This is a genomic window from Photobacterium piscicola (assembly GCF_046058925.1).
GTDB lineage: Bacteria > Pseudomonadota > Gammaproteobacteria > Enterobacterales > Vibrionaceae > Photobacterium > Photobacterium piscicola.
Map to the genome: position 1 here is coordinate 283,928 of NZ_CP175535.1, position 20,025 is coordinate 303,952.

Annotated in this window: 22 protein-coding genes; 14 read left to right on the forward strand and 8 right to left on the reverse strand. The window is 39.5% G+C overall.

Features of this window, described 5'->3' with window-relative positions; all coding sequences use genetic code 11:
• Positions 1-7 precede the first annotated feature (7 nt).
• From atpA to ACJZU6_RS16010, 6 genes are read right to left on the reverse strand one after another with little or no spacing between them, the layout of a single operon-like run.
• A complete protein-coding gene (atpA, locus tag ACJZU6_RS15985) occupies positions 8-1,549 on the reverse strand; it encodes a F0F1 ATP synthase subunit alpha (protein ID WP_080155451.1) in 1,542 nt (513 codons plus the stop codon).
• Positions 1,550-1,561: 12 nt separating this feature from the next.
• Entirely contained in the window at positions 1,562-2,110 is a 549-nt protein-coding gene (locus ACJZU6_RS15990; RefSeq protein WP_080155450.1) for a F0F1 ATP synthase subunit delta, read from the reverse strand.
• Positions 2,111-2,124: 14 nt separating this feature from the next.
• The gene (gene atpF / locus ACJZU6_RS15995) at positions 2,125-2,595 is read right to left on the reverse strand and encodes a F0F1 ATP synthase subunit B (RefSeq protein ID WP_080155449.1); all 471 of its coding nucleotides are present in this window, start codon (positions 2,593-2,595) and stop codon (positions 2,125-2,127) included.
• Positions 2,596-2,647: 52 nt separating this feature from the next.
• Complete coding sequence (gene atpE, locus ACJZU6_RS16000) at positions 2,648-2,884, reverse strand: F0F1 ATP synthase subunit C (RefSeq protein ID WP_036791577.1); 237 nt, start codon at positions 2,882-2,884, stop codon at positions 2,648-2,650.
• A 51-nt stretch (positions 2,885-2,935) separates the two neighbouring features.
• Positions 2,936-3,703 carry a F0F1 ATP synthase subunit A gene (gene atpB / locus ACJZU6_RS16005; protein WP_080155448.1) on the reverse strand — a complete coding sequence of 256 codons (768 nt, stop codon included), beginning with the start codon at positions 3,701-3,703 and terminating at the stop codon, positions 2,936-2,938.
• A gap of 1 nt (position 3,704) precedes the next feature.
• Positions 3,705-4,103: an ATP synthase subunit I gene (locus ACJZU6_RS16010; protein WP_408901377.1), complete on the reverse strand. Its 399-nt coding sequence runs from the start codon at positions 4,101-4,103 to the stop codon at positions 3,705-3,707.
• Positions 4,104-4,691: 588 nt separating this feature from the next.
• Here ACJZU6_RS16010 and ACJZU6_RS16015 point away from each other — a divergent pair.
• Together ACJZU6_RS16015 and ACJZU6_RS16020 are read left to right on the forward strand one after the other, a co-directional pair.
• Positions 4,692-5,513: a hypothetical protein gene (locus tag ACJZU6_RS16015; protein WP_408901378.1), complete on the forward strand. Its 822-nt coding sequence runs from the start codon at positions 4,692-4,694 to the stop codon at positions 5,511-5,513.
• Between the two features lie 351 nt (positions 5,514-5,864).
• The gene (locus ACJZU6_RS16020) at positions 5,865-6,077 is read left to right on the forward strand and encodes a VF530 family DNA-binding protein (RefSeq protein ID WP_065167185.1); all 213 of its coding nucleotides are present in this window, start codon (positions 5,865-5,867) and stop codon (positions 6,075-6,077) included.
• A 62-nt stretch (positions 6,078-6,139) separates the two neighbouring features.
• Here ACJZU6_RS16020 and ACJZU6_RS16025 read toward each other — a convergent pair whose 3' ends face one another.
• Together ACJZU6_RS16025 and ACJZU6_RS16030 are read right to left on the reverse strand one after the other, a co-directional pair.
• Complete coding sequence (locus ACJZU6_RS16025) at positions 6,140-7,393, reverse strand: NAD(P)/FAD-dependent oxidoreductase (protein ID WP_408901379.1); 1,254 nt, start codon at positions 7,391-7,393, stop codon at positions 6,140-6,142.
• Between the two features lie 21 nt (positions 7,394-7,414).
• Positions 7,415-8,488 (reverse strand): methyltransferase, encoded by a 1,074-nt coding sequence (locus tag ACJZU6_RS16030; protein WP_408901380.1) that lies wholly within the window; start codon positions 8,486-8,488, stop codon positions 7,415-7,417.
• Between the two features lie 270 nt (positions 8,489-8,758).
• Here ACJZU6_RS16030 and ACJZU6_RS16035 point away from each other — a divergent pair, with 270 nt between their 5' ends.
• The 12 genes from ACJZU6_RS16035 to ACJZU6_RS16090 all read left to right on the forward strand — a co-directional run bounded on the left by ACJZU6_RS16035 (position 8,759) and on the right by ACJZU6_RS16090 (position 20,024).
• Positions 8,759-9,493 (forward strand): beta-ketoacyl synthase chain length factor, encoded by a 735-nt coding sequence (locus ACJZU6_RS16035; protein WP_408901381.1) that lies wholly within the window; start codon positions 8,759-8,761, stop codon positions 9,491-9,493.
• Positions 9,493-10,272 (forward strand): lysophospholipid acyltransferase family protein, encoded by a 780-nt coding sequence (locus tag ACJZU6_RS16040; RefSeq protein ID WP_408901382.1) that lies wholly within the window; start codon positions 9,493-9,495, stop codon positions 10,270-10,272. Before ACJZU6_RS16035 ends, ACJZU6_RS16040 begins: the two co-directional genes overlap by 1 nt.
• 44 nt (positions 10,273-10,316) lie before the next feature.
• Complete coding sequence (locus ACJZU6_RS16045; RefSeq protein ID WP_080155440.1) at positions 10,317-10,574, forward strand: phosphopantetheine-binding protein; 258 nt, start codon at positions 10,317-10,319, stop codon at positions 10,572-10,574.
• A 5-nt stretch (positions 10,575-10,579) separates the two neighbouring features.
• Positions 10,580-10,837: an acyl carrier protein gene (locus ACJZU6_RS16050; RefSeq protein WP_107275963.1), complete on the forward strand. Its 258-nt coding sequence runs from the start codon at positions 10,580-10,582 to the stop codon at positions 10,835-10,837.
• 5 nt (positions 10,838-10,842) lie between these two features.
• Complete coding sequence (locus ACJZU6_RS16055; RefSeq protein WP_080156504.1) at positions 10,843-11,406, forward strand: hypothetical protein; 564 nt, start codon at positions 10,843-10,845, stop codon at positions 11,404-11,406.
• Between the two features lie 39 nt (positions 11,407-11,445).
• Positions 11,446-12,846, forward strand: coding sequence for an AMP-binding protein (locus ACJZU6_RS16060; RefSeq protein WP_080155438.1), 1,401 nt, complete (start codon positions 11,446-11,448; stop codon positions 12,844-12,846).
• A gap of 16 nt (positions 12,847-12,862) precedes the next feature.
• Positions 12,863-13,234, forward strand: coding sequence for a 3-hydroxyacyl-ACP dehydratase (locus ACJZU6_RS16065; RefSeq protein ID WP_080155437.1), 372 nt, complete (start codon positions 12,863-12,865; stop codon positions 13,232-13,234).
• On the forward strand, positions 13,231-14,919 hold the full coding sequence (locus ACJZU6_RS16070; protein WP_408901383.1) for a glycosyltransferase family 2 protein: 1,689 nt from the start codon (positions 13,231-13,233) through the stop codon (positions 14,917-14,919). The genes ACJZU6_RS16065 and ACJZU6_RS16070 overlap by 4 nt, the downstream gene beginning before the upstream one ends.
• A complete protein-coding gene (hutH, locus tag ACJZU6_RS16075) occupies positions 14,909-16,465 on the forward strand; it encodes a histidine ammonia-lyase (RefSeq protein ID WP_080155435.1) in 1,557 nt (518 codons plus the stop codon). Before ACJZU6_RS16070 ends, hutH begins: the two co-directional genes overlap by 11 nt.
• 98 nt (positions 16,466-16,563) lie before the next feature.
• The gene (locus ACJZU6_RS16080) at positions 16,564-17,004 is read left to right on the forward strand and encodes an acyl-CoA thioesterase (protein WP_408901384.1); all 441 of its coding nucleotides are present in this window, start codon (positions 16,564-16,566) and stop codon (positions 17,002-17,004) included.
• Positions 16,991-17,659 carry an outer membrane lipoprotein carrier protein LolA gene (locus ACJZU6_RS16085; protein WP_408901385.1) on the forward strand — a complete coding sequence of 223 codons (669 nt, stop codon included), beginning with the start codon at positions 16,991-16,993 and terminating at the stop codon, positions 17,657-17,659. The genes ACJZU6_RS16080 and ACJZU6_RS16085 overlap by 14 nt, the downstream gene beginning before the upstream one ends.
• A 25-nt stretch (positions 17,660-17,684) precedes the next feature.
• Positions 17,685-20,024 (forward strand): MMPL family transporter, encoded by a 2,340-nt coding sequence (locus tag ACJZU6_RS16090; protein ID WP_408901386.1) that lies wholly within the window; start codon positions 17,685-17,687, stop codon positions 20,022-20,024.
• Position 20,025: the final 1 nt, after the last annotated feature.

Sequence of the window (20,025 nt, forward strand, 5' to 3'; positions counted from 1 at the left end):
TCGTTACTTAGTACGACTGCGTATCAACGAATGTTTTTAGAAGCTGATGCAGACTTGCTTCGATATCATCGTTGTAATTACCTGATTCATTAATTGATGCAAGCAACTCAGCATGTTGGCTCTTAGCAAACGCCATTAATGCCTCTTCAAACACACCAATTTGAGATAACTCAACGTTGTTTAAATACCCTTTCTCAGCAGAGAAAATAGCAAGTGCTTGCTCCGCAACTGACATCGGTGCATATTGCTTTTGCTTCATCAATTCCGTTACTTTTTCACCATGATCAAGCTGCTTACGTGTTGCATCATCAAGATCAGATGAGAACTGAGCAAATGCTGCCAATTCACGGTACTGTGCTAGCGCGGTACGAATACCACCTGACAGCTTCTTGATGATTTTAGTCTGAGCTGCACCACCTACACGCGATACTGAAATACCAGGATCTACCGCTGGACGTAAACCTGCATTAAACAGGTTAGTCTGAAGGAAAATTTGACCGTCAGTAATTGAAATTACGTTAGTGGGTACGAAAGCTGATACGTCACCTGCTTGAGTTTCGATAATTGGCAGCGCAGTTAATGAACCAGTTTTACCTGTTACTTCACCATTAGTGAAACGCTCAACATAGTTAGCATTTACACGTGATGCACGCTCTAGTAGACGTGAGTGAAGGTAGAAAACATCACCAGGAAAGGCTTCACGGCCTGGTGGACGCTTAAGCAATAGTGAAATTTGGCGGTAAGCTACTGCTTGTTTTGACAAATCATCATAGACAATTAGTGCATCTTCACCGCGGTCGCGGAAATATTCACCCATCGTACAACCAGCATACGGTGCTAGGTACTGTAGTGCTGCAGCTTCTGAAGCAGAAGCAACCACGATGATAGTATTTTGTAGGGCGCCATTTTCTTCTAATTTACGTACTACGTTCGCAATAGTTGACGCTTTTTGACCAATCGCAACATAAACAGAATAAATACCAGAATCTTTCTGGTTGATAATGGCATCAATCGCCATCGCTGTTTTACCTGTTTGACGGTCACCGATAATAAGTTCACGTTGACCACGGCCGATTGGTACCATTGCATCAACTGCTTTGTAGCCTGTTTGAATAGGCTGATCAACCGATTTACGGTCAATAACACCTGGAGCAATGATTTCTACCGGTGCGAAACCGTCATTATCAATAGCGCCTTTACCATCAATAGGTTGGCCAAGGGTATTAACTACACGCCCTAATAAACCTTTACCTACAGGAACTTCAAGAATACGACCTGTACCTGTTACTTTCATGCCTTCTGCAAGGTCAGCATAAGGGCCCATCACTACCGCACCTACAGAGTGACGCTCTAAGTTAAGTGCTAACGCATAACGGTTGCCAGGAAGTTCAATCATCTCACCTTGCATAACATCAGCAAGACCATTGATATTAATAATACCGTCGCTTACAGAGACGATAGTCCCTTCGTTACGTGCTTGACTTGTCACGTTGAAGGTTGCGATTCGTTGTCTAATTAAATCGCTAATTTCGTTCGAGTTTAGTTGCATATCTATTACCTATTACGCCTGAAGGCTCGTTGCGAGTCGGTTGATAGAGCTTTTAAGCGTGCCGTCAATCACCAGTTCTCCAGCGTTGATCAGTATGCCGCCTATTAGCGTTTCATCGATGTGGCAATCAAGCTCAACACTACGATTTAATTTTTTCTGCAGCGCCTGTACTAAATTGGCTTGTTGTTGAATGCTTAATGGCTCAGTTGTGGTGACATGCGCAGTAACCATGCGTTCATAATCATCTTTAAGCTCACGAAACAATTCAACAACCTGAACGATCACATTTAGACGTCCATTCTCAGCCATTACTTTGATCAGATTCTGGCCATGTTCATCCAGTAGACCTTCACAAACGCCCAAGAACATGTCAGTAAACGCTGCTGAATCGTTAGCACCAAACTGTTCACTGTCTTCAATCTGTTGAGCAATGATTGGTTGACTAGCAACCGTTGCTGCGATGGTCAACATTTGCTCCCATTGTTCCAATGCCTGATTAGCAACTGCATAATCAAATGCAGCTTTGGCATAGGGCTGAGCAATGGTTAGTGGATCTGACATAATGTGCTCTCCGCTTACATATCCGTGATAAGTTTATTAACGAGATCGCGGTTAGCATCAGTATCCAAATTGCGATTAATCAGTTTCTCTGCTGTTTCAATGACCATATCGGACATTTCAGCACGTAGTTCCTGACGAATGCGATTACGTTCGCTTTCTAACTCTGCTTGACCTTGCGCTACAAGACGGGCTTTCTCTTTCTCGCCTTCTGCATGGGCATCTTCGATAATTTGTGCTCGACGCTTATTACCTTGCTCAACTAACTCACTCGCACTTTTCTTCGCATCTTCAAGAACTTTGGCACCATTCGCTTTTGCGATATCAAGTTCTTTCGCTGCGTTTTCAGTATGAATAAGCCCATCTGCAATATCACGCTGGCGTTGTTCTATTAGCGCAGTAAGCGGCGGCCAGACATATTTCATACATAACCAAACAAAAATCACAAAGGAGATTGCTTGACCAAGCATGGTTGCATTTAAATTCATACCATCCTCACTATTTAAATAACGTTATGATAAATAACGGTAGTTTTAGCTATTAAGCCACAGCAAAGATGATGTAAAGACCAATACCAACACCAATCATAGGAACCGCATCGACAAGACCCATCATGATAAAGAACTGCGTACGTAACATCGGCATAAGATCAGGTTGACGTGCAACACCTTCAAGATATTTACCTGCTAAGTTACCAATACCAGCCGCCGCACCTGCAGCGCCCAAACCAATCAGTAGTGCACCAGCAACATAAAGAACTGCACTTACAATATCCATGAATGACTCCAAAATTATTAAATAGTTAAAACGTAAATCGAACTTAGTTTATTAATGTTCTTCTGTTGCCATCGCAAGGTACACAACGGTTAGTACCATGAAGATAAAGGCTTGAAGGAACACAATAAGAATGTGGAATAATGCCCATGGAACGCTAAGTGCCCACTGCATCCACCACGGCATCAATGCTATTAGGATGAAAATCATTTCACCTGCGTACATGTTGCCGAACAACCGAAGACCGAGAGAAATTGGTTTTGATATTAATGTCACTAACTCCAAAACTAAATTCACAGGGTAAAGCCATGGACTTTCAAAAGGTTGTGTAGTGAGTTCTTTAATAAAGCCACTAAGTCCTTTTGCTTTTAGTGTATAAATTATGATTAACATAAATACACCAAGCGCCATCGACATCGGCACATTGACGTCCGCTGAAGGTAATTCACGGAAATGCTCAAAACCAAGTAGACGAGCAAGTGCTGGAATAAAATCAACCGGTAGTAAGTCAATGGTATTCATTAAGAAAACCCAAACAAAAATAGTTAAAGCCAATGGCCCTATTAACTTATCTTTAGTTTGAAAAATTTCCTTAACAAGGTCATTTACAAATTCATAAGTGATCTCAATGAAACATTGCAACTTACCCGGAACACCACTGGTTCCTCGTGAAGCAACATATCGAAAGACACCGATAAACAGTAAACCTAACAACCAAACCATGAGCATGGAGTCAATGTTAATGCTCCAAAAACCCTTACCCACAGTGAAGAATGTTAGATGGTGCTCAATATAATCGTGAGCGGTAGTTACTGATTCCACCTTACGTCATCCTAAATTGAGGTTTGTTAAGTATCGGAGTTAAAAAGCACCCTAAAAATGTAACGCTATACGCCAATAGCATAATTTTGTTATCGACGGGTATAAAACGAACCACAGCGAGTATCATTAACGCGGTATAAACCCATTTAACTAATGAGTTAAGCTTGGCTAAATATCTGATACTAATGTCTCTATTCATCTTCAATTTATATGCCGCACTACCAAGTCCGAGCAATGAAGGAATAATCGCAATCGCCACACCTATAATTGCAGATTTCACACCAAACGTATTTTTTGTAATACAAATTAATATTATAAATAAAAATCCAAGTATTAACTGTCCGAGTAATATGCTTTTTGCTGCAGAAATAATATCGTTACAACCTGAGTCTGCTTTCATATTTAAATCCTCTACACCGACTGTATCGTAATTATTATGACTCCTTAGTTTTGCAATGTTTATTACAGAAAATATAAAATCATTAATTATTTTCTGTTTATATCAGGCTACACATTGAGCCTGTATAAAAACTGAATATATATTTCAAATATTTTCATATCACAATAAAATATTAATTTTGCACTTCCTTAAATATATAAAACCAAGTTATATATAATAAGTATTTTCACTAATAGGCTTATTTTTCAATACGTTTAGGCCTACCGAATGTGTTATGAAATCTACGTGAACAATTTTGCGATAGCCATTAAAATAAATGCAAACAATGATTACCATTTTTGGTGGTTGATGTTGCAACCTAACATTTACATTATAATGTGCAAAATCAGCATAATTAACCATTAATAATCTTTAACTTATTTTTACAGATAGGAATATTAGTTAACTAACATAGCTGATTGAAAATTACGTTGTTTTCTCTGCCATTACATAATTACTTATTTAAATTAGAAAAAGTAACCACTATTTAAAAAATCATTTTAGTAACAAAAAACAATCAAAAAAATACCATTTAGAAACTAAAATATAATGAAAAACAAGAATATTATTTTTATTGAAAAAGCAAAAAAACGCCACCAGCAACGGTATAGTTATGCTTTTTTTGATTATATAAACGCCAAAACGAAAAGTATTATTACTTGCCCTATCCATGGGAGTTTTGAACAAAGGCCGGATGTTCATCTTGCAGGGCATGGCTGTCCTGCTTGTTCTGGTAAGTTAAAAATGGACATTCAAACCTTTATTAGCCGATCTACGGTACTTCATGGTGGCAAATATACCTATGAGGAATTTATATATAGTGGAACTTTACAGAAGGGGATCATTCACTGTCGTATTCATGGTAACTTTACACAAAGTCCTAATGCACATCTTGCAGGAAAAGGATGTCCTAAATGTGTTTCGTCGTATCATTACTCACAAGCTGTCTACATTGAAAAAGCCAATGCTATTCACCTTCATCGTTATCAATATTCAAATATAAACTATACCAGCGCACTTCAAAAAATAGACATAACTTGTCTTATTCATGGTATTTTCACTCAACGTGCAGATGCACATTTACGCGGAAGTGGCTGTCCAAAATGTGCAAAAAACAGCCATAAAAAAACCACAAAACAATTTATCGTTGATGCAAAAAAAATTCATGGTAATCGGTATAACTATTCATTGTTTGAATATCAAAACATGCGAACGAAAGGCATTATTATTTGCAGTATTCATGGCCAATTTTGTCAATTACCAACCAACCATTTGGCAGGCAGCGGCTGCCAAAAATGTGCTCTACAAAGAAGAAAAAAAATCAATGGCATAAATAAACATCCGCCAATTAAATTATTACAATCTTATTAAATCACTTAAGTTGACGCTTTATTTTGCCACCAATGGCGGAGTACAAAATATTGCTCCCACTGTATAATAAGCACCATATTAAAAGACGAACCCATACTCTTTTAAATATAAGCTGGCGTTATTTGGGTATTTACAATTAATAATGCGATTGAATAAGACTGGTTATTAATAAAAATATTTTGATTCACTTAAAGACAGTATTAGCACACTTGCTCTATATTGAAGTTACCATCCTTTCGTTTCGCCAGCACCAAAGACTCTTAAAACGACGCTGGGTGATCAGGCCATTGTCAGTTACACTAACAGCGAATAACTCAATATTTTAAATTAGTCACTCAGACGGCATATACCATGACACAAAAAAATAACCCACTACACGGCATTACCTTAGAAAAAGTATTGATAGAGCTTGTCGAGCATTATGGATGGAATGAACTAGGAGCTCGAATTAACATTCGTTGCTTTAATGATGATCCAAGTATCAAATCAAGCCTCAAATTCTTACGTAAAACTGAGTGGGCACGTACTAAAGTTGAAAACCTGTATCTTGATATGGTTCGCTAATAAACACAGATAAAAAGCCGCTACATTGACCTTTAAAAACTGACATGTAGCGGCTTGTAACACTATTTAATATTATCAGCACATATAGCAGCAACAACCGCTAATCTACGCTGTGATTGCGCAACAAAAGGATTATGAGTATCCCAAGCATAGCCCGCTAAAATGGCACAAATCATTTGCTTAATTTTAGGGTCAGGGTTGGGATGAAAAATAACGGTTTGTAACTCACCTGAATACCACCCTTCAACGTAAGTTCTAAATGTATCAACGCCTAACATCAAAGGCTCGGCATAATCACGTTGCCAATCGATATTCTCGCCAGCAAAAGCACGTCCCAACACCCCAGCCGCTAATTGCGCTGATTTCATCGCAATAGTCACGCCAGAAGAAAAGACCGGATCTAAAAACTCCCCAGCATTGCCTAATAAGGCATAATTTGACGTAGCCAATTGCGTCACATTAGCAGAATAACCACCAATAGTAGAAGCCACTTGAGGATATTCAGCATGTGCTAACACATTCGCAAGCCCTGGCTCTTCAATGACTAACTGCTTTAATACCATAAGTGGATCACCACCGTATTTTGCTAACCAATGCGGTGGAGCAACGACCCCTAATGAACAAGTGCCATTACTAAAGGGGATCAACCAATACCAAACATCAGCCGAGTGAGGGTGCACTGAAATTAAAATCTTGTTGCGGTCATATTCAACCAAGCAGAGGTCAGCATCAATATGATCGGTTATATGACAAAATATCGCCTGCCTTGAGGGTAAATGTGAAGGCTTTTCCAATCCCAACAATCGCGGTAGTACACGCCCAAAACCACTGGCATCTAATACAAAATCAGCATCTATTGTGTATTTTTGTTGCTGCTCATCCACGATAGTAAGCACTGACTTATTAGCTAAACATTCAATGGCGTCCACAGTATGTTGATAGCGAATTTCAACACCTTGAACAACAGCTTCATCAGCTAAAACCTTATCAAAATCCCCACGCTGGACTTGATAGGTTGTCCCAATACCAGACGTGAATTTATCGTTAAAATTAAATGCGGTATAGCGATCTTGATAACGAAATGCAGCCCCATCTTTATATTGAAATCCTGCGGCAGTAACAGCATCCAACATTTTTGCTTGTTCAATCACATCCATACAGGCAGGTAATAAACTTTCACCAATTGAAAACCGAGGAAAAGTACTTTTTTCTACAACAATGACATCAATATTTTGCTGATGTAATAACGCTGCAGCAACTGAACCTGAAGGGCCAGCACCAATAATAACCACTTGCGTACGCTGTTTCTGCTTCACAATTGCTACCCTTACCTTTCGCTAAATTTGTCCTGCTTGTAGCGTGAGCAACGTATGACCTAAGCCAATATCATCTTCACGTTCAACAACGATAAAGCCGGCTTCTGTCACTAACTCTAGAAAATCTTCACTACGATAAAATCGACTATTACCATTCGCTAAACAAGTAAAATATAACGAAGTGGCATTTAAGCAATAAGATGCAGCCTCATAGCGTTGCGCATCCCAGAATAATTCAAGAATATAAACTTTGGCATCATGACTCATTGCTTGTCTTACTCGACGTAAAATACTTAAAATTTCCATCGGGGAGAAACAATCTAAAAATTGACTCATCCACCACACATCAGCACCTTGTGGTAATGCTTGAGTGCGATCAAGCATATCAACAGGATATCCCTTAATACGATCGGAAAATCCAGCCTGTTTAGCATTTTCAAGAGCGACAGCAATCTGCTGAGGCAAATCAATGATCGTCATTTCTACATCTTTATTGTACTGGCAACACTGCAATGCCCATTTGCCAGTATTACCACCAATATCAAAGATTCGCTTTGGTGGGTGAGTAAATACTTTGTCGAGTAACAACGGAAATGAACGATCAGAATAAAAATGATCAAATGCAAACCAACTTTGTTTGGCTTGTTCAGGCAATTGCGATAATCCTTGATAGATAGTTGACCAATCCCCTAATTCTTTAAGCCCTGCTGGTTTTCCTTGTTGAATAGAATCTGTTAGGTGCATCATTGCGGCATAACAAACATCAGCGGTAAAATCCATATTGGCATTGGTCATGCCATCATGTAATAGAAAATAGCCAAGGTTAGCTAAGTAGTATTTATTCTGTTGCCAAATCACAATATGAGCACTAAGCGCCATATCTAATAATACTTTTACACCATATTCAGAGACTTGTGTTGCTGCTGCAATTTGTAGGGCATTTAGCCCATCTTTGCCTGCATTATCCAATACCTGTAGTATATTTAAATCGCGTAACGTACGTGCGGTATGAAAAACAATCGGCGAAAAAGCCAATTTTTGAGCTTCCGTTTTTGCAGCTAATGCATTATATGGATCTTTAGTAAAGTGACTCACGCGACACCTGTAATTAAGGAGAAGGAAATTCAACGGTTATTCTAACTAGCCGCTTTTGATAGACACTGTTTTAAAACAAACAATATTAATAATTACACATATATCAGTAACCTAAGAAAAACGACTAATATAAATATCAATAAATTCTAAAATATTAAATATGTGATCATAAAATACACAGTTATCTGATTGATTTAATGATAAACTTTATCAATAGTTATCTTTATTTATACTCATCATTCTGATTGTTTTGTTGTTTATGTGGAGCTTATGAATACAATTCACTTCAATATTGACCACTGGATTGCACTTACTCCTGGTTTAGTCTTACAAGAAGACGAACAAGCATGGGCTAACCACCCTCAATTATTACATGCTCAACCACCAGCAGCAGATAAAATCCCGCCAATGATACGTCGACGTATGAGCCCTATAAGTAAATTAGCGCTTCAAGCAGCAATGACGATCACTGAGAAAACGACGGTTGATTATATTGTTTTTTCCAGCCGTCATGGGGAATTACACCGCACCGTTAATTTAATTAAAGACATTATCAACGGTGATGATGCATCACCGATTGCTTTCTCACAGTCGGTACATAATACCGCGGCAGGCTTATATACTATTGCGACCAAACAACCTCTTGCCGTTACATCACTTACCGGTGGTGAAAATACTCTTCATATGGCATTGATTGAAGTTGCATGTTACCTCAATGAGCATCCAGATCATCGTGTTCTGGTGGTTGATTATGATCAACCTCTACCAAATGAATACCAACAATTTGAACAATATCAATACCCACTTTTTGCATTAGCAATGGTGATATCTTACGGCAACAATAGCCAACTATGCTGGCAACCAATGTCACCCGCTATCTGTGAACATCATCATGGTGTCGATTGTTATCCGCAGACACTCACCGTTATCAAACATCTTGCTAATAAAGATAGCCAATGGTTTATTAATGCGCAAAAACAACAGTGGCAATGGCAGCATCAATAATGAAAACACTCTCAATACCACAACGACTCAATAAGAGCTGGCGTATTATTGCAACTGCTGGATGTTTCAGCTTATTCGGATTAGGTGCTCTGGTACTGACTTTTATCGTCTTTCCGGTCATTACTTTACTAACACCGCAACAACAACGAGAGATCAAAGTACAAACGACAATTCAACGTACCTTTAATTTTTTCTGTCGTACGATGCGTTTTTTAGGTGTTATTGATTATCGCTTTGAAAATTTAGCAGCACTTCAAGCAGATAAACAATGTTTAATCGTTGCTAACCACCCCAGCCTGATTGACTATGTTTTATTAGCATCACAATTACCCCAGTGTGATTGCTTAGTGAAGGCAACAATCTGGCATAACCCTTTTATTAAAGGTATTGTTAAAGCTGCGGGGTATATTCCCAATAAAGATCCAGAATTATTGTTAGAGACATGTAATCAGCGCTTACAGCAAGGGAATGTGTTATTGGTCTTTCCTGAAGGCACACGCACTACGCCCTTAATAACGCCAAAGTTACAGCGTGGAGCAGCACAAATAGCCATTCGCAGTCAGGTTAATATTCGGGTTGTGCACATTACTGTTACACCCAGTTTTTTAACTAAGCAGCAAAAATGGTATCAAGTACCGAATCATAAGCCATTATTTTTAATTGAAATAAAAGACGAAATTAATACAGCGTCATTTTTAAACCAAAACCGATCGTCAACAGCAGCAGCTCGGCAATTAAATCAATATTTAACCCGTGCTATTTTTCCAACTCATGTGTGACAACTATTTATGCTGTCGTTAACCATTAATAACAAGCAGGTAATATGGAACAACTATATACAGAATTAAAAACATTGATTATCGATGTATTAAATTTAGAAGATATTAGCGTTGATGACATCGACACCAATGCACCACTTTTTAATGATGGACTTGGCCTCGATTCTATCGATGCTTTAGAGCTTGGGCTGGCAATTAAGAAAACATACAATATTGTTATTGATGCAGATGACACCAATACGCGCCAACATTTCGCGTCAGTGGCTAACCTTGCTCATTACATCTCACAGAACAAAGCGTAATCATTATGACTCAAATCAATAACGACCAGATTTTTATCCAAATCCAAGACCTTTTAGTTGAACTATTTGAACTTGATGCCAATGACATTCAACCACAATCAAACCTTTACCAAGATCTAGATCTCGATAGTATTGATGCGGTTGACCTTGTTGTTCGCTTACAAAACCTCACAGGTAAGAAAATCCAACCTGATGAATTTAAAAATGTTCGTACTGTCAATGATGTCGTTATAGCGGTTGCTGATTTACTCAAGGCTGAATAATGGTGATGCGTCTGCTAACTATACTGTCAGCCTTAGCCCTAATAGCTTATCCCATGGCTGTTTATTACGGTATTAACCGTTGGGGAATAACCACGGTTGGCGCTTTACTGGCGGTATTTTTTATTGTTCGCATTATTGCAGCCAAGCAGACGCAACTCAAAGAGCTAAAATATATTGGCTGGTTAAGTGGTGGCGTTGGTATTACGTTGATCCTGTTAGGGACATTATTTCGCCAGCAAGGACTATTGCTCTATTACCCTGTTATCGTCAATATATTGATGCTAGGACTGTTCAGCAGTAGCTTGTGGCAACAGCAAAGCTTAATTGAGCGATTAGCACGCCTGCAAGAACCTAACCTACCACCAAGTGGCGTACGCTATACTCGCAATGTCACTAAAATCTGGTGTGTGTTTTTTATTATCAATGGAGCAATTGCATTCATAACCTGTTTTATGCCATTACATATCTGGACATTTTATAATGGCTTTATTAGCTATATTTTTGCTGGCAGTTTGTTTGGAATCGAATGGCTATGTCGGCAATGGTTTAGACAAAAACACCAACAGTAAGTAAGCACAAACTTTCATTAATAGCACACGAGAACGGCTATGCATACAGCAATAACACCCTCGACGTTAACATCATTATCGACCTTAATGCAGCGCCCTACTCATCATCTCACTCACGTGGCATTTAATGGCACAAAACAATATTCATGGCCTCAATTTCGAGCCCATGTTTTTAGTTTAAGCCAACAATTAGCCATAATTGAACAGCCGCGTTTTGCACTTTGTTGCCACGACAGCTATTTGTTTGCAGTTGCATTTATGGCGGTAATTTATGCTAAAAAACAACTTATTTTACCCAGTAATCATCAGCCCGCAGCACTGGCTGAATTAAATACTCATTTTGATATCTTGCTACATGATGAGGAACTACACATTCCTTCATCAGTGACTACCATCAATATTGGCTCCTTGCTCAATACTCAAGAACAAATATCATTATCTCACATGGTCTTTCCACCATTAGCCCTTGCTGATACCGAACTGACATTGTTTACTTCCGGTTCAAGTGGCATACCCAAAGCTATTGTCAAAACGTTAGATTTACTGGATAACGAAATTGCACAACTTGAGGCTATTTGGGGTGCGCAATTACAACAGAGCCACATTTGTAGCACCGTCTCTCATCAACATATTTATGGTCTACTATTTCGAGTGTTATGGCCGTTATGCCGTGGTCGTAGTTTTGATTGTTTTAATCTCGACTATCCAGAGCAAGTGGTGGCACAAGCAGCACCCAATAAAGTCTTAATCAGTAGCCCTGCATTATTAAAGCGCTTACATACTGATGTAACCTCAGCTCCCTATAACGCTATTTTTTCTTCGGGGGGACCATTAGCATTAGCAGCGGCTCAACATTGCCAACAATTACTTGGCAAACTTCCTTTTGAAGTATTCGGCAGTACCGAAACAGGAGGCATTGGTTATCGCCAACAACAACAATCAACAACACCATGGCAACGATTTACGGTAGTTAATATCGCTCTAAATGCAGAACAGTGTTTAAAAATATGCTCTCCTTTTGTTGATCCTCTGCACTGGTATCAAACCTGTGATCACTGCGTACTCATTGACAATGATCACTTTGAACTTAAAGGCCGAACAGACCGCATAATCAAAATAGAAGAAAAACGCATATCATTAACTGAAATTGAACAACGTTTATGCCAGTTGCCATGGATTGATGAAGCCGCCGTATTCCCGCTAGAGCAACAACAACGATTACATATCGCCGCGGTGATCACACTTACAACTTCGGGTATGGAACAGCTTAATCAGATTGGGAAAGGGAAATTTTGGTTACTATTACGCCAACAATTACGCCAATGGATAGAACCGATAGCGATTCCCCGCCGTTTTCGTCCCATTGCAGAGATTCCATTAAATAGCCAAGGTAAACGTCTTATTCGCGACCTTGAACACCTATTTAATGACCATAACTAATAAGTAATAATGACTAATGAACAGAAAAGCACCAACCTTACTTAGCAGCCATATTGTTGATCATCATGCGGTTATTACCTTATGTGTCGATCATGATTTAGATGATTTTAAAGGCCATTTTTCAACATTTGCGCTATTACCGGGAGTCAGTCAAATTGATTGGGCAGTTCACTTTGCAAGCCATTATTTCAGTGATATGCCGACTGAATTTAAAGGCATGGATGTCATTAAATTCCAACAACCTATTTTACCCAATACAACGATCACTCTGACATTAGAGTGGGTTGCTGATAAACAAAAATTACACTTTAACTTTAGCTCGCTCACTCCGGAGAATGAAACCATCATTCACTCTTCAGGTAAAATAACCATGGGGATAGCCGCATGAGTTGGTTCCATCCATGTTTTATTATTCCTTGTTATAATCATGGTCACACTGTGCCAGCTATCATTGATGCATTACAAACTTTTGCTTATCCCATTATTGTGGTTGATGATGGCAGTGATGCTATAACTAAAGATATTCTAACGCAGCTATCACAAAATCCCTTAGTTGAAGTCATCACCTTACCCCACAACAAGGGCAAAGGTTATGCAGTAATGGCTGCTATTAAACATGCGGCAAAACAAAATTATAGCCATGCCATTCAAATAGATGCAGATGGCCAGCATGACTTAACCGCTGTTAATAAATTATTGGTTACAGCACATCAGTATTCAACGGCACTTATTTCTGGCAAGCCGATTTACGATGATTCAGTTCCTAAATCACGCTTATATGGACGTTATATTACTCATTTTTGGGTCTGGATCGAAACCCTATCATTTACTATCAAAGACAGTATGTGTGGTTTTCGTTGCTACCCCATAGATCCCATTATACAAGTCTTAAACCACTATAATTTCAGCCATCGAATGGCGTTTGATACTGAAATCATGGTGCGATTCTATTGGAATAACGGCGATATTAAGTTTATTGATACAAAAGTTATCTATCCTGAAGGCGGTATTTCACATTTTGATGCCCTGTGGGATAACATCAAAATTAGTTGGATGCACACCAAATTATTTTTAGGAATGCTGCCACGTATTCCTCGATTATTAAAACGGCATCAATCTCACTCACAGCACTGGTCAAGCCGAGGTGAGCGCGGCACCGTATTAGGAATCAAACTGTTATTGGCTATCTATCGTTTATTAGGGCGCAAAGTCGTTAATCAGTTATTAAAACCGGTAATTGGTTATTATTATTTAACCAGTAAGACAGCCCGTCAGGCATCCTCACAGTATTTACAGCAACTACAACATTTTGCCGCACAGCAACAATTGTCATTACCTGAAAATCTAACCCCCTATCAGCACTTATTGTCGTTTGGACACACAACACTCGATAAGTTAGCCGCTTGGAAAGGCGATTATAATGCTGATAACCTCACCATTCATGGTCAACATCACTTTGATAATATTGTTGCCAGTAATCAAGGCGTGGTGATCCTTGGCGCGCATTTGGGTAATTTAGAATTATGTCGAGCACTCAGTCAACGGCATAAAAATATTAAAATTAATGCATTAGTATTTACTGAGCACGCGGCACATTTTAATAGTGTTCTTAAAGCCGTTAATCCAGACTCAAATCTCAATCTAATTCATGTTAATCAACTCGGCGCCGATACTGCAATCATGCTTCAGCAAAAAGTTGAACGTGGTGAATGGGTAGTTATCGTTGGCGATCGCACCTCCGTTGCTAATGAAACACGAGTCAGTTGGGCAAATTTTCTTGGGGAAAAAGCACCGTTTCCACAAGGTCCTTTTATACTAGCATCTGTACTTAAAACCCCTGTTTACCTATTATTTGGGTTACGTGATGACAGCCAAGCCACCCCTCATTTTAATGTATATTTTGAACTGTTCAGTGAGCAAATAACTTTGCCACGCGCCACTCGTAATGCCGATTTACAAACGGTTGTTGAGCACTATGCTATCCGCCTTGAGCACTACACCTTACAAGCACCATTACAGTGGTATAACTTTTTTAACTTTTGGCAGCTTAGTGGAAAAAAAGATGACAAATAATTCGCAGACAACACCGCAACAAACCATTCGCTTTGGTGCAGACAGACTCACTATTGAAGATGTGGTCGCCATTAGCCAAGGTGCCACTGCTGAAATGAACACAGAGAGTGCCTTTACTAGCAAAATAGATCGAGGCGTTGCCTTTCTAGAACGACTATTAAAAGAAGAAGGGGTTATTTACGGTGTAACCACAGGCTATGGTGACTCTTGCACGGTGGCGATTCCAACTCACCTTGTCGATGATCTTCCCCTAAATCTTACCCGTTTTCATGGTTGTGGTTTAGGCGAAGATCTTGATCGTCAACAAGCACGTGCCGTGCTGGCAACCCGATTATGTTCACTATCCCAAGGGGTATCAGGTGTTGGTCATCCATTACTCAACCAAATTGTGACTCTCATCAATCATGATATTAGCCCTCGAATTCCTCAAGAAGGTTCAGTGGGTGCCAGTGGGGATTTAACGCCATTATCATACCTTGCCGCAGCATTAATTGGTGAGCGTGAAGTTATTTATCAAGGAAAAATATGCCCTACTGCCGATGTATTTAAAGAGCTAGGCATCACACCTATTAAACTCAAGCCGAAAGAAGGTTTAGCGTTGATGAATGGTACTTCAGTGATGACAGCGTTGGCTTGTATTGCTTATAAACGTGCAGAATATTTAGCGCAATTGGCGACCAAAATTACTGCAATGGTCTCGGTTGGTATTCAAGGTAATGGTTTCCATTTCGATGAAGCTTTATTTGCCGTCAAACCCCATCCAGGCCAACAACAAATTGCAAGTTGGTTACGCTCAGATCTGCAAGCGGAGCGTCCACCACGTAACAGTGATCGCTTACAAGATCGTTACTCTCTACGTTGTGCACCTCATGTGATTGGGGTTTTGCAAGACAGTTTGCCATGGCTACGCCAGATGATTGAAAATGAACTTAATAGCGCCAATGATAATCCTATTATTGATGGTGATAACGAACGTGTCCTTCACGGTGGGCATTTTTACGGGGGTCATATTGCAATGGCTATGGATACGCTAAAAACAGCGGTGGCTAATATTGCTGATTTACTTGATCGCCAAATGGCACAATTAATGGATTACAAGTTCAATAATGGACTGCCGTTTAACCTAACCGGAGCAACCGGCGAGCGTAAACCGATAAATCATGGCTTTAAAGCGGTTCAAATTGGTATTTCAGCCTGGACAGCAGAAGCACTAAAACACACCATGCCAGCTAGTGTGTTCTCTCGCTCAACAGAATGTCATAACCAAGACAAAGTCAGTATGGGAACAATTGCTTCTCGTGATTGTTTACGAGTATTACAACTGACAGAACAAGTAACAGCGGCATCCTTATTGGCGGCAACCCAAGCAATTGAATTACGTAAGCGCGATCAACAACTAACAGATACCAACATCAGCCCAGCACTACAAGCAATGCAACAAGCGGTATTGGCTGAATTTAAATTTGTAACTGAAGACCGTCCGTTAGAGCACGACTTGCGTCTTTTTATCAGCCGCATCCAACAACAACATTGGTCATTATATTGATCGCTAACGATCTGTTAACTCAGATTTGATCATCAGAGGCCTTGAGCACTGTTTAAGGCCTCTGGTTTATCATTGTACTCATACGGATGACATCATTTATGCGTCAAGATACTTCACCGGCATTATTAACCGCAGAACTTACCTTAACCACGGCTTTTCAAGATGCCGATCCAATGGGGGTTATCTATCACGGTAACTACTTCCGTTTTTTTGAAGAAGTTCGATGTTTATTAATGGAGAAAATTGATTATAGCTATCACCAAATGCAAGCTTCTGGTTATCTGTGGCCGATTATTGATACGCGGGTAAAATACGTTAAGCCGGTGCCTTTTGATCATCGTATTCGTATTACAGCCACCCTTACTGAATGGGAAAACCGACTTCGGGTTGATTATGTTATTTATGATGCACAAACCAATGCTCGAATGACAAAAGCATACACAATGCAAGTGGCTGTTAGCATAGAAACAGGAGAAATGCGCTTAGCCTCTCCTTCTATTTTTACTGATAAAATAAAGGCTTGGCATGATGAGCACTAATTTATTAATATTCACTCGTTTAAAAAAACATACTCAAGGTACGATATTGTGTCTGTTATTAGCTCTAACCAGTTTATCAGCACAAGCCATGACATTAAGCGATCTTCAACAAACCCTTTCTACCACCAAAATTGTTCGTGGTGATTTTAATCAAAGTCGAACCATGGCGATGTTTAACCAACCACTAATATCTAATGGTACGTTTATTATTGCCGCTAACCACGGCTTATGGTGGCATCAAACAGCCCCAATGGCAGTATCATTAGTGCTAACCCAAGATAAACTCAGTCAACAATTTGATGATCAACCTCCGCAGGTTATGACTGCGGATAAAAATCCCATGGTATTTTATTTTAGCCATATATTTCTGGCACTGTTTAACGGTGATACGTCAGCATTAGATCAACAATTTAATTTAGCCATGACGACCTTAACACCAACAACGGATCAGAAGAATAAGTGGCAATTGGTATTAACCCCCAAGCAGGTTCCTTTAAATAAAGTCTTCTCCACCATCACACTACAAGGGGGGAAATTTATCAATCAACTTACTTTGGCTGAAATTCGTGGTGATAAAACTGTGATTACATTTAGTCATCAACGTACAACACCATCAACATTAACCACAGAAGAACAACGTGTTTTCCAATTCTAAACTTAGCCGTTTATGGTTATTCATTATGCTGTTGTTAGTTGTTAGCTTCGGTTATCAATTAACAGCGCATAAGCAGTTGCCAATCGAAACGAATATTTTGGCTTTGTTACCACAAAATGACCAAGATCCAGCAGCACAACAAGCTTTTGATCATATCGCCACCAGCATGAGCAATAAGGTGGTATTTTTAGTGGGTAGCTCAAGTCGCGATACCATGCTGACAGCAGCACAACAATTTAGTCACCAGCTAACTCAACTAGGCTTGTTTACAACTATTAATGCAAAAATGAGTCATAGCCAACAACAAGCATGGGCGCAATTTTATTACCCCAAACGGTTTCAGCTGTTAACGCCACAACAACAACAACGGTTAACACAGCAGCCTCAACAACAAATAACCCAAGTATTACAGGCACTGTATAATCCGTTTTCTGGCGTTACTGGTGCAGAGCTTGAACATGATCCTTTTTTATTATTTCGTGATTATTTAACTCAATTAAGCGCTCAAAGTGGTCATTTCAATCTTGATCACGGTTTTTTAACTACAAAATATCAGCAGCGTCATTACGCATTGATCACGGCTGAACTCGCAGGCTCGCCGTACAGTATTAAATTGCAACACCAATTACCCGCACTTAACCAATTACAACAGCAGATCATTAACGACTATTCTACCGCAACAAATAAAGTAGATATCTTGCATACTGGCGTTATTTTTTATGCGGCGCATGGCACACAAAGCGCTGAAAAAGAAATCAGTACTATCGGCTTAGGGTCGTTGTTAGGGATCATTATTTTATTAGTAGTCATCTACCGAAGCCCATTACCTTTAGTGTTAGCATTATTGTCAATCAGCTGTGGTTTGGTTGCGGCATTTGTCGGTACTGTCGCCATTTTTGGTAAAGTACACTTATTTAGTTTAGTGTTTGGTGCTAGCCTGATTGGAGTCTCGATTGACTATGCTTTTCACTATCTCACTGATAGATTAGCCGCAGCAAATGATTGGGATCCACACCAAGGGCTCAAACATATTTTTGTAGCGATTAGTTTAGGGCTAATCACCAGCTTGATTGGTTATCTCGGCATGTTAGTTGCACCTTTCCCTGGGTTACAACAATTGTCACTATTTTCAGCAATTGGGCTTACTGCCGCTTATGCAACCGTCGTGTGTTGGTATCCCACTTTAGCCGCAAAACCGTGTTCACCACGACCTTTACCTTGTCGGCAATTACTCAATGCATGGTTACAACTGTGGCAACAACCGTTTGTGCGCTGGTGCATACCATCAATATTGGCTGTCGTTTCTATTCTAGGACTATTTCATATTCGCTATGATGATGATATTCGCCAGCTTCAAGCACTACCAGCACAACTCAAGCAACAAGAAACAACCATTAAAGCGATCACGGGAGTTAGCAGTGGCCAACAAATGCTATTAGTTAAAGCTAAAACAGCACAAGATCTATTAACTAAATTAGCGATTGTCGACCAGCAACTCAATACCTTAGTAACGACTCACAAACTTGATAGCTACCAAAGTATCGGGCATTACTTACCGTCAATTGCAACTCAACAACACAATTTTGAGTTAGTGAAACACTTATATCAACAGCAAGGTCCAGAGCTAGATAAAAAAATCAAATTAAGTCACCCACCACAATTTAGCGCCACCTTTCAGCCGTTAACGATTGCTGAATATTTAGCATCACCAGTATCTAAACCACTACGCTTTACTTGGCTTGGTCAGATTCAATCAGCACAATCGTCTGTATACGGTGCGGTTATTTTGCTTTCTGGTGTCAATCAACTTGATGTCATCAAACAATTGGTCGCGCAAGATAGCCAACTTAGCTACCTCAATAAAGCCGATGAAGTATCACATCTTTTTGGACAATACCGACAACGAGTCACTGAGCTATTAATTGCAGCAACCATCGCAATTTTCTTATTATTAGGATGGCGCTATGGGCTCAAAAAAGGGCTACAAATGATCACGCCATCATTGATAGCAGCATGTGCAGGTATTGCAATCACTAGTATTAGTGGAACACCATTAAACTTGTTTAATTTACTGGCACTGATCTTAATTTTGGGGATAGGAATTGATTACAGTCTCTTTTTTGCAGAATTAAAATCCACTGACAACAATCACCATCGTCGTTCAACCTTATTGGCTATCACATTATCGGCATTAACCACGGTACTCTCGTTTGGACTATTAGCATTAAGTGCCACTCAAGCTATTCATAGTTTTGGTATTACCGTTCTCACAGGGATTATTATTGCATGGTTATTAGCCCCATTAGCTATGACACCAGCATCCTCAGCCATATCAAACACAACATCACATAGAGGAGCCAAATAAC

Bases quoted from the DNA above. Each gene is read 5' to 3' on its own strand.
- atpA (WP_080155451.1), bottom strand. From the start codon at position 1,549: ATGCAACTAAACTCGAACGAAATTAGCGATTTAATTAGACAACGAATC.
- ACJZU6_RS15990 (WP_080155450.1), bottom strand. From the start codon at position 2,110: ATGTCAGATCCACTAACCATTGCTCAGCCCTATGCCAAAGCTGCATTT.
- atpF (WP_080155449.1), bottom strand. From the start codon at position 2,595: ATGAATTTAAATGCAACCATGCTTGGTCAAGCAATCTCCTTTGTGATT.
- atpE (WP_036791577.1), bottom strand. From the start codon at position 2,884: ATGGATATTGTAAGTGCAGTTCTTTATGTTGCTGGTGCACTACTGATT.
- ACJZU6_RS16010 (WP_408901377.1), bottom strand. From the start codon at position 4,103: ATGAAAGCAGACTCAGGTTGTAACGATATTATTTCTGCAGCAAAAAGC.
- ACJZU6_RS16015 (WP_408901378.1), top strand. From the start codon at position 4,692: ATGAAAAACAAGAATATTATTTTTATTGAAAAAGCAAAAAAACGCCAC.
- ACJZU6_RS16020 (WP_065167185.1), top strand. From the start codon at position 5,865: ATGACACAAAAAAATAACCCACTACACGGCATTACCTTAGAAAAAGTA.
- ACJZU6_RS16035 (WP_408901381.1), top strand. From the start codon at position 8,759: ATGAATACAATTCACTTCAATATTGACCACTGGATTGCACTTACTCCT.
- ACJZU6_RS16040 (WP_408901382.1), top strand. From the start codon at position 9,493: ATGAAAACACTCTCAATACCACAACGACTCAATAAGAGCTGGCGTATT.
- ACJZU6_RS16045 (WP_080155440.1), top strand. From the start codon at position 10,317: ATGGAACAACTATATACAGAATTAAAAACATTGATTATCGATGTATTA.
- ACJZU6_RS16050 (WP_107275963.1), top strand. From the start codon at position 10,580: ATGACTCAAATCAATAACGACCAGATTTTTATCCAAATCCAAGACCTT.
- ACJZU6_RS16055 (WP_080156504.1), top strand. From the start codon at position 10,843: ATGCGTCTGCTAACTATACTGTCAGCCTTAGCCCTAATAGCTTATCCC.
- ACJZU6_RS16060 (WP_080155438.1), top strand. From the start codon at position 11,446: ATGCATACAGCAATAACACCCTCGACGTTAACATCATTATCGACCTTA.
- ACJZU6_RS16065 (WP_080155437.1), top strand. From the start codon at position 12,863: ATGAACAGAAAAGCACCAACCTTACTTAGCAGCCATATTGTTGATCAT.
- ACJZU6_RS16070 (WP_408901383.1), top strand. From the start codon at position 13,231: ATGAGTTGGTTCCATCCATGTTTTATTATTCCTTGTTATAATCATGGT.
- hutH (WP_080155435.1), top strand. From the start codon at position 14,909: ATGACAAATAATTCGCAGACAACACCGCAACAAACCATTCGCTTTGGT.
- ACJZU6_RS16080 (WP_408901384.1), top strand. From the start codon at position 16,564: ATGCGTCAAGATACTTCACCGGCATTATTAACCGCAGAACTTACCTTA.
- ACJZU6_RS16085 (WP_408901385.1), top strand. From the start codon at position 16,991: ATGATGAGCACTAATTTATTAATATTCACTCGTTTAAAAAAACATACT.
- ACJZU6_RS16090 (WP_408901386.1), top strand. From the start codon at position 17,685: ATGCTGTTGTTAGTTGTTAGCTTCGGTTATCAATTAACAGCGCATAAG.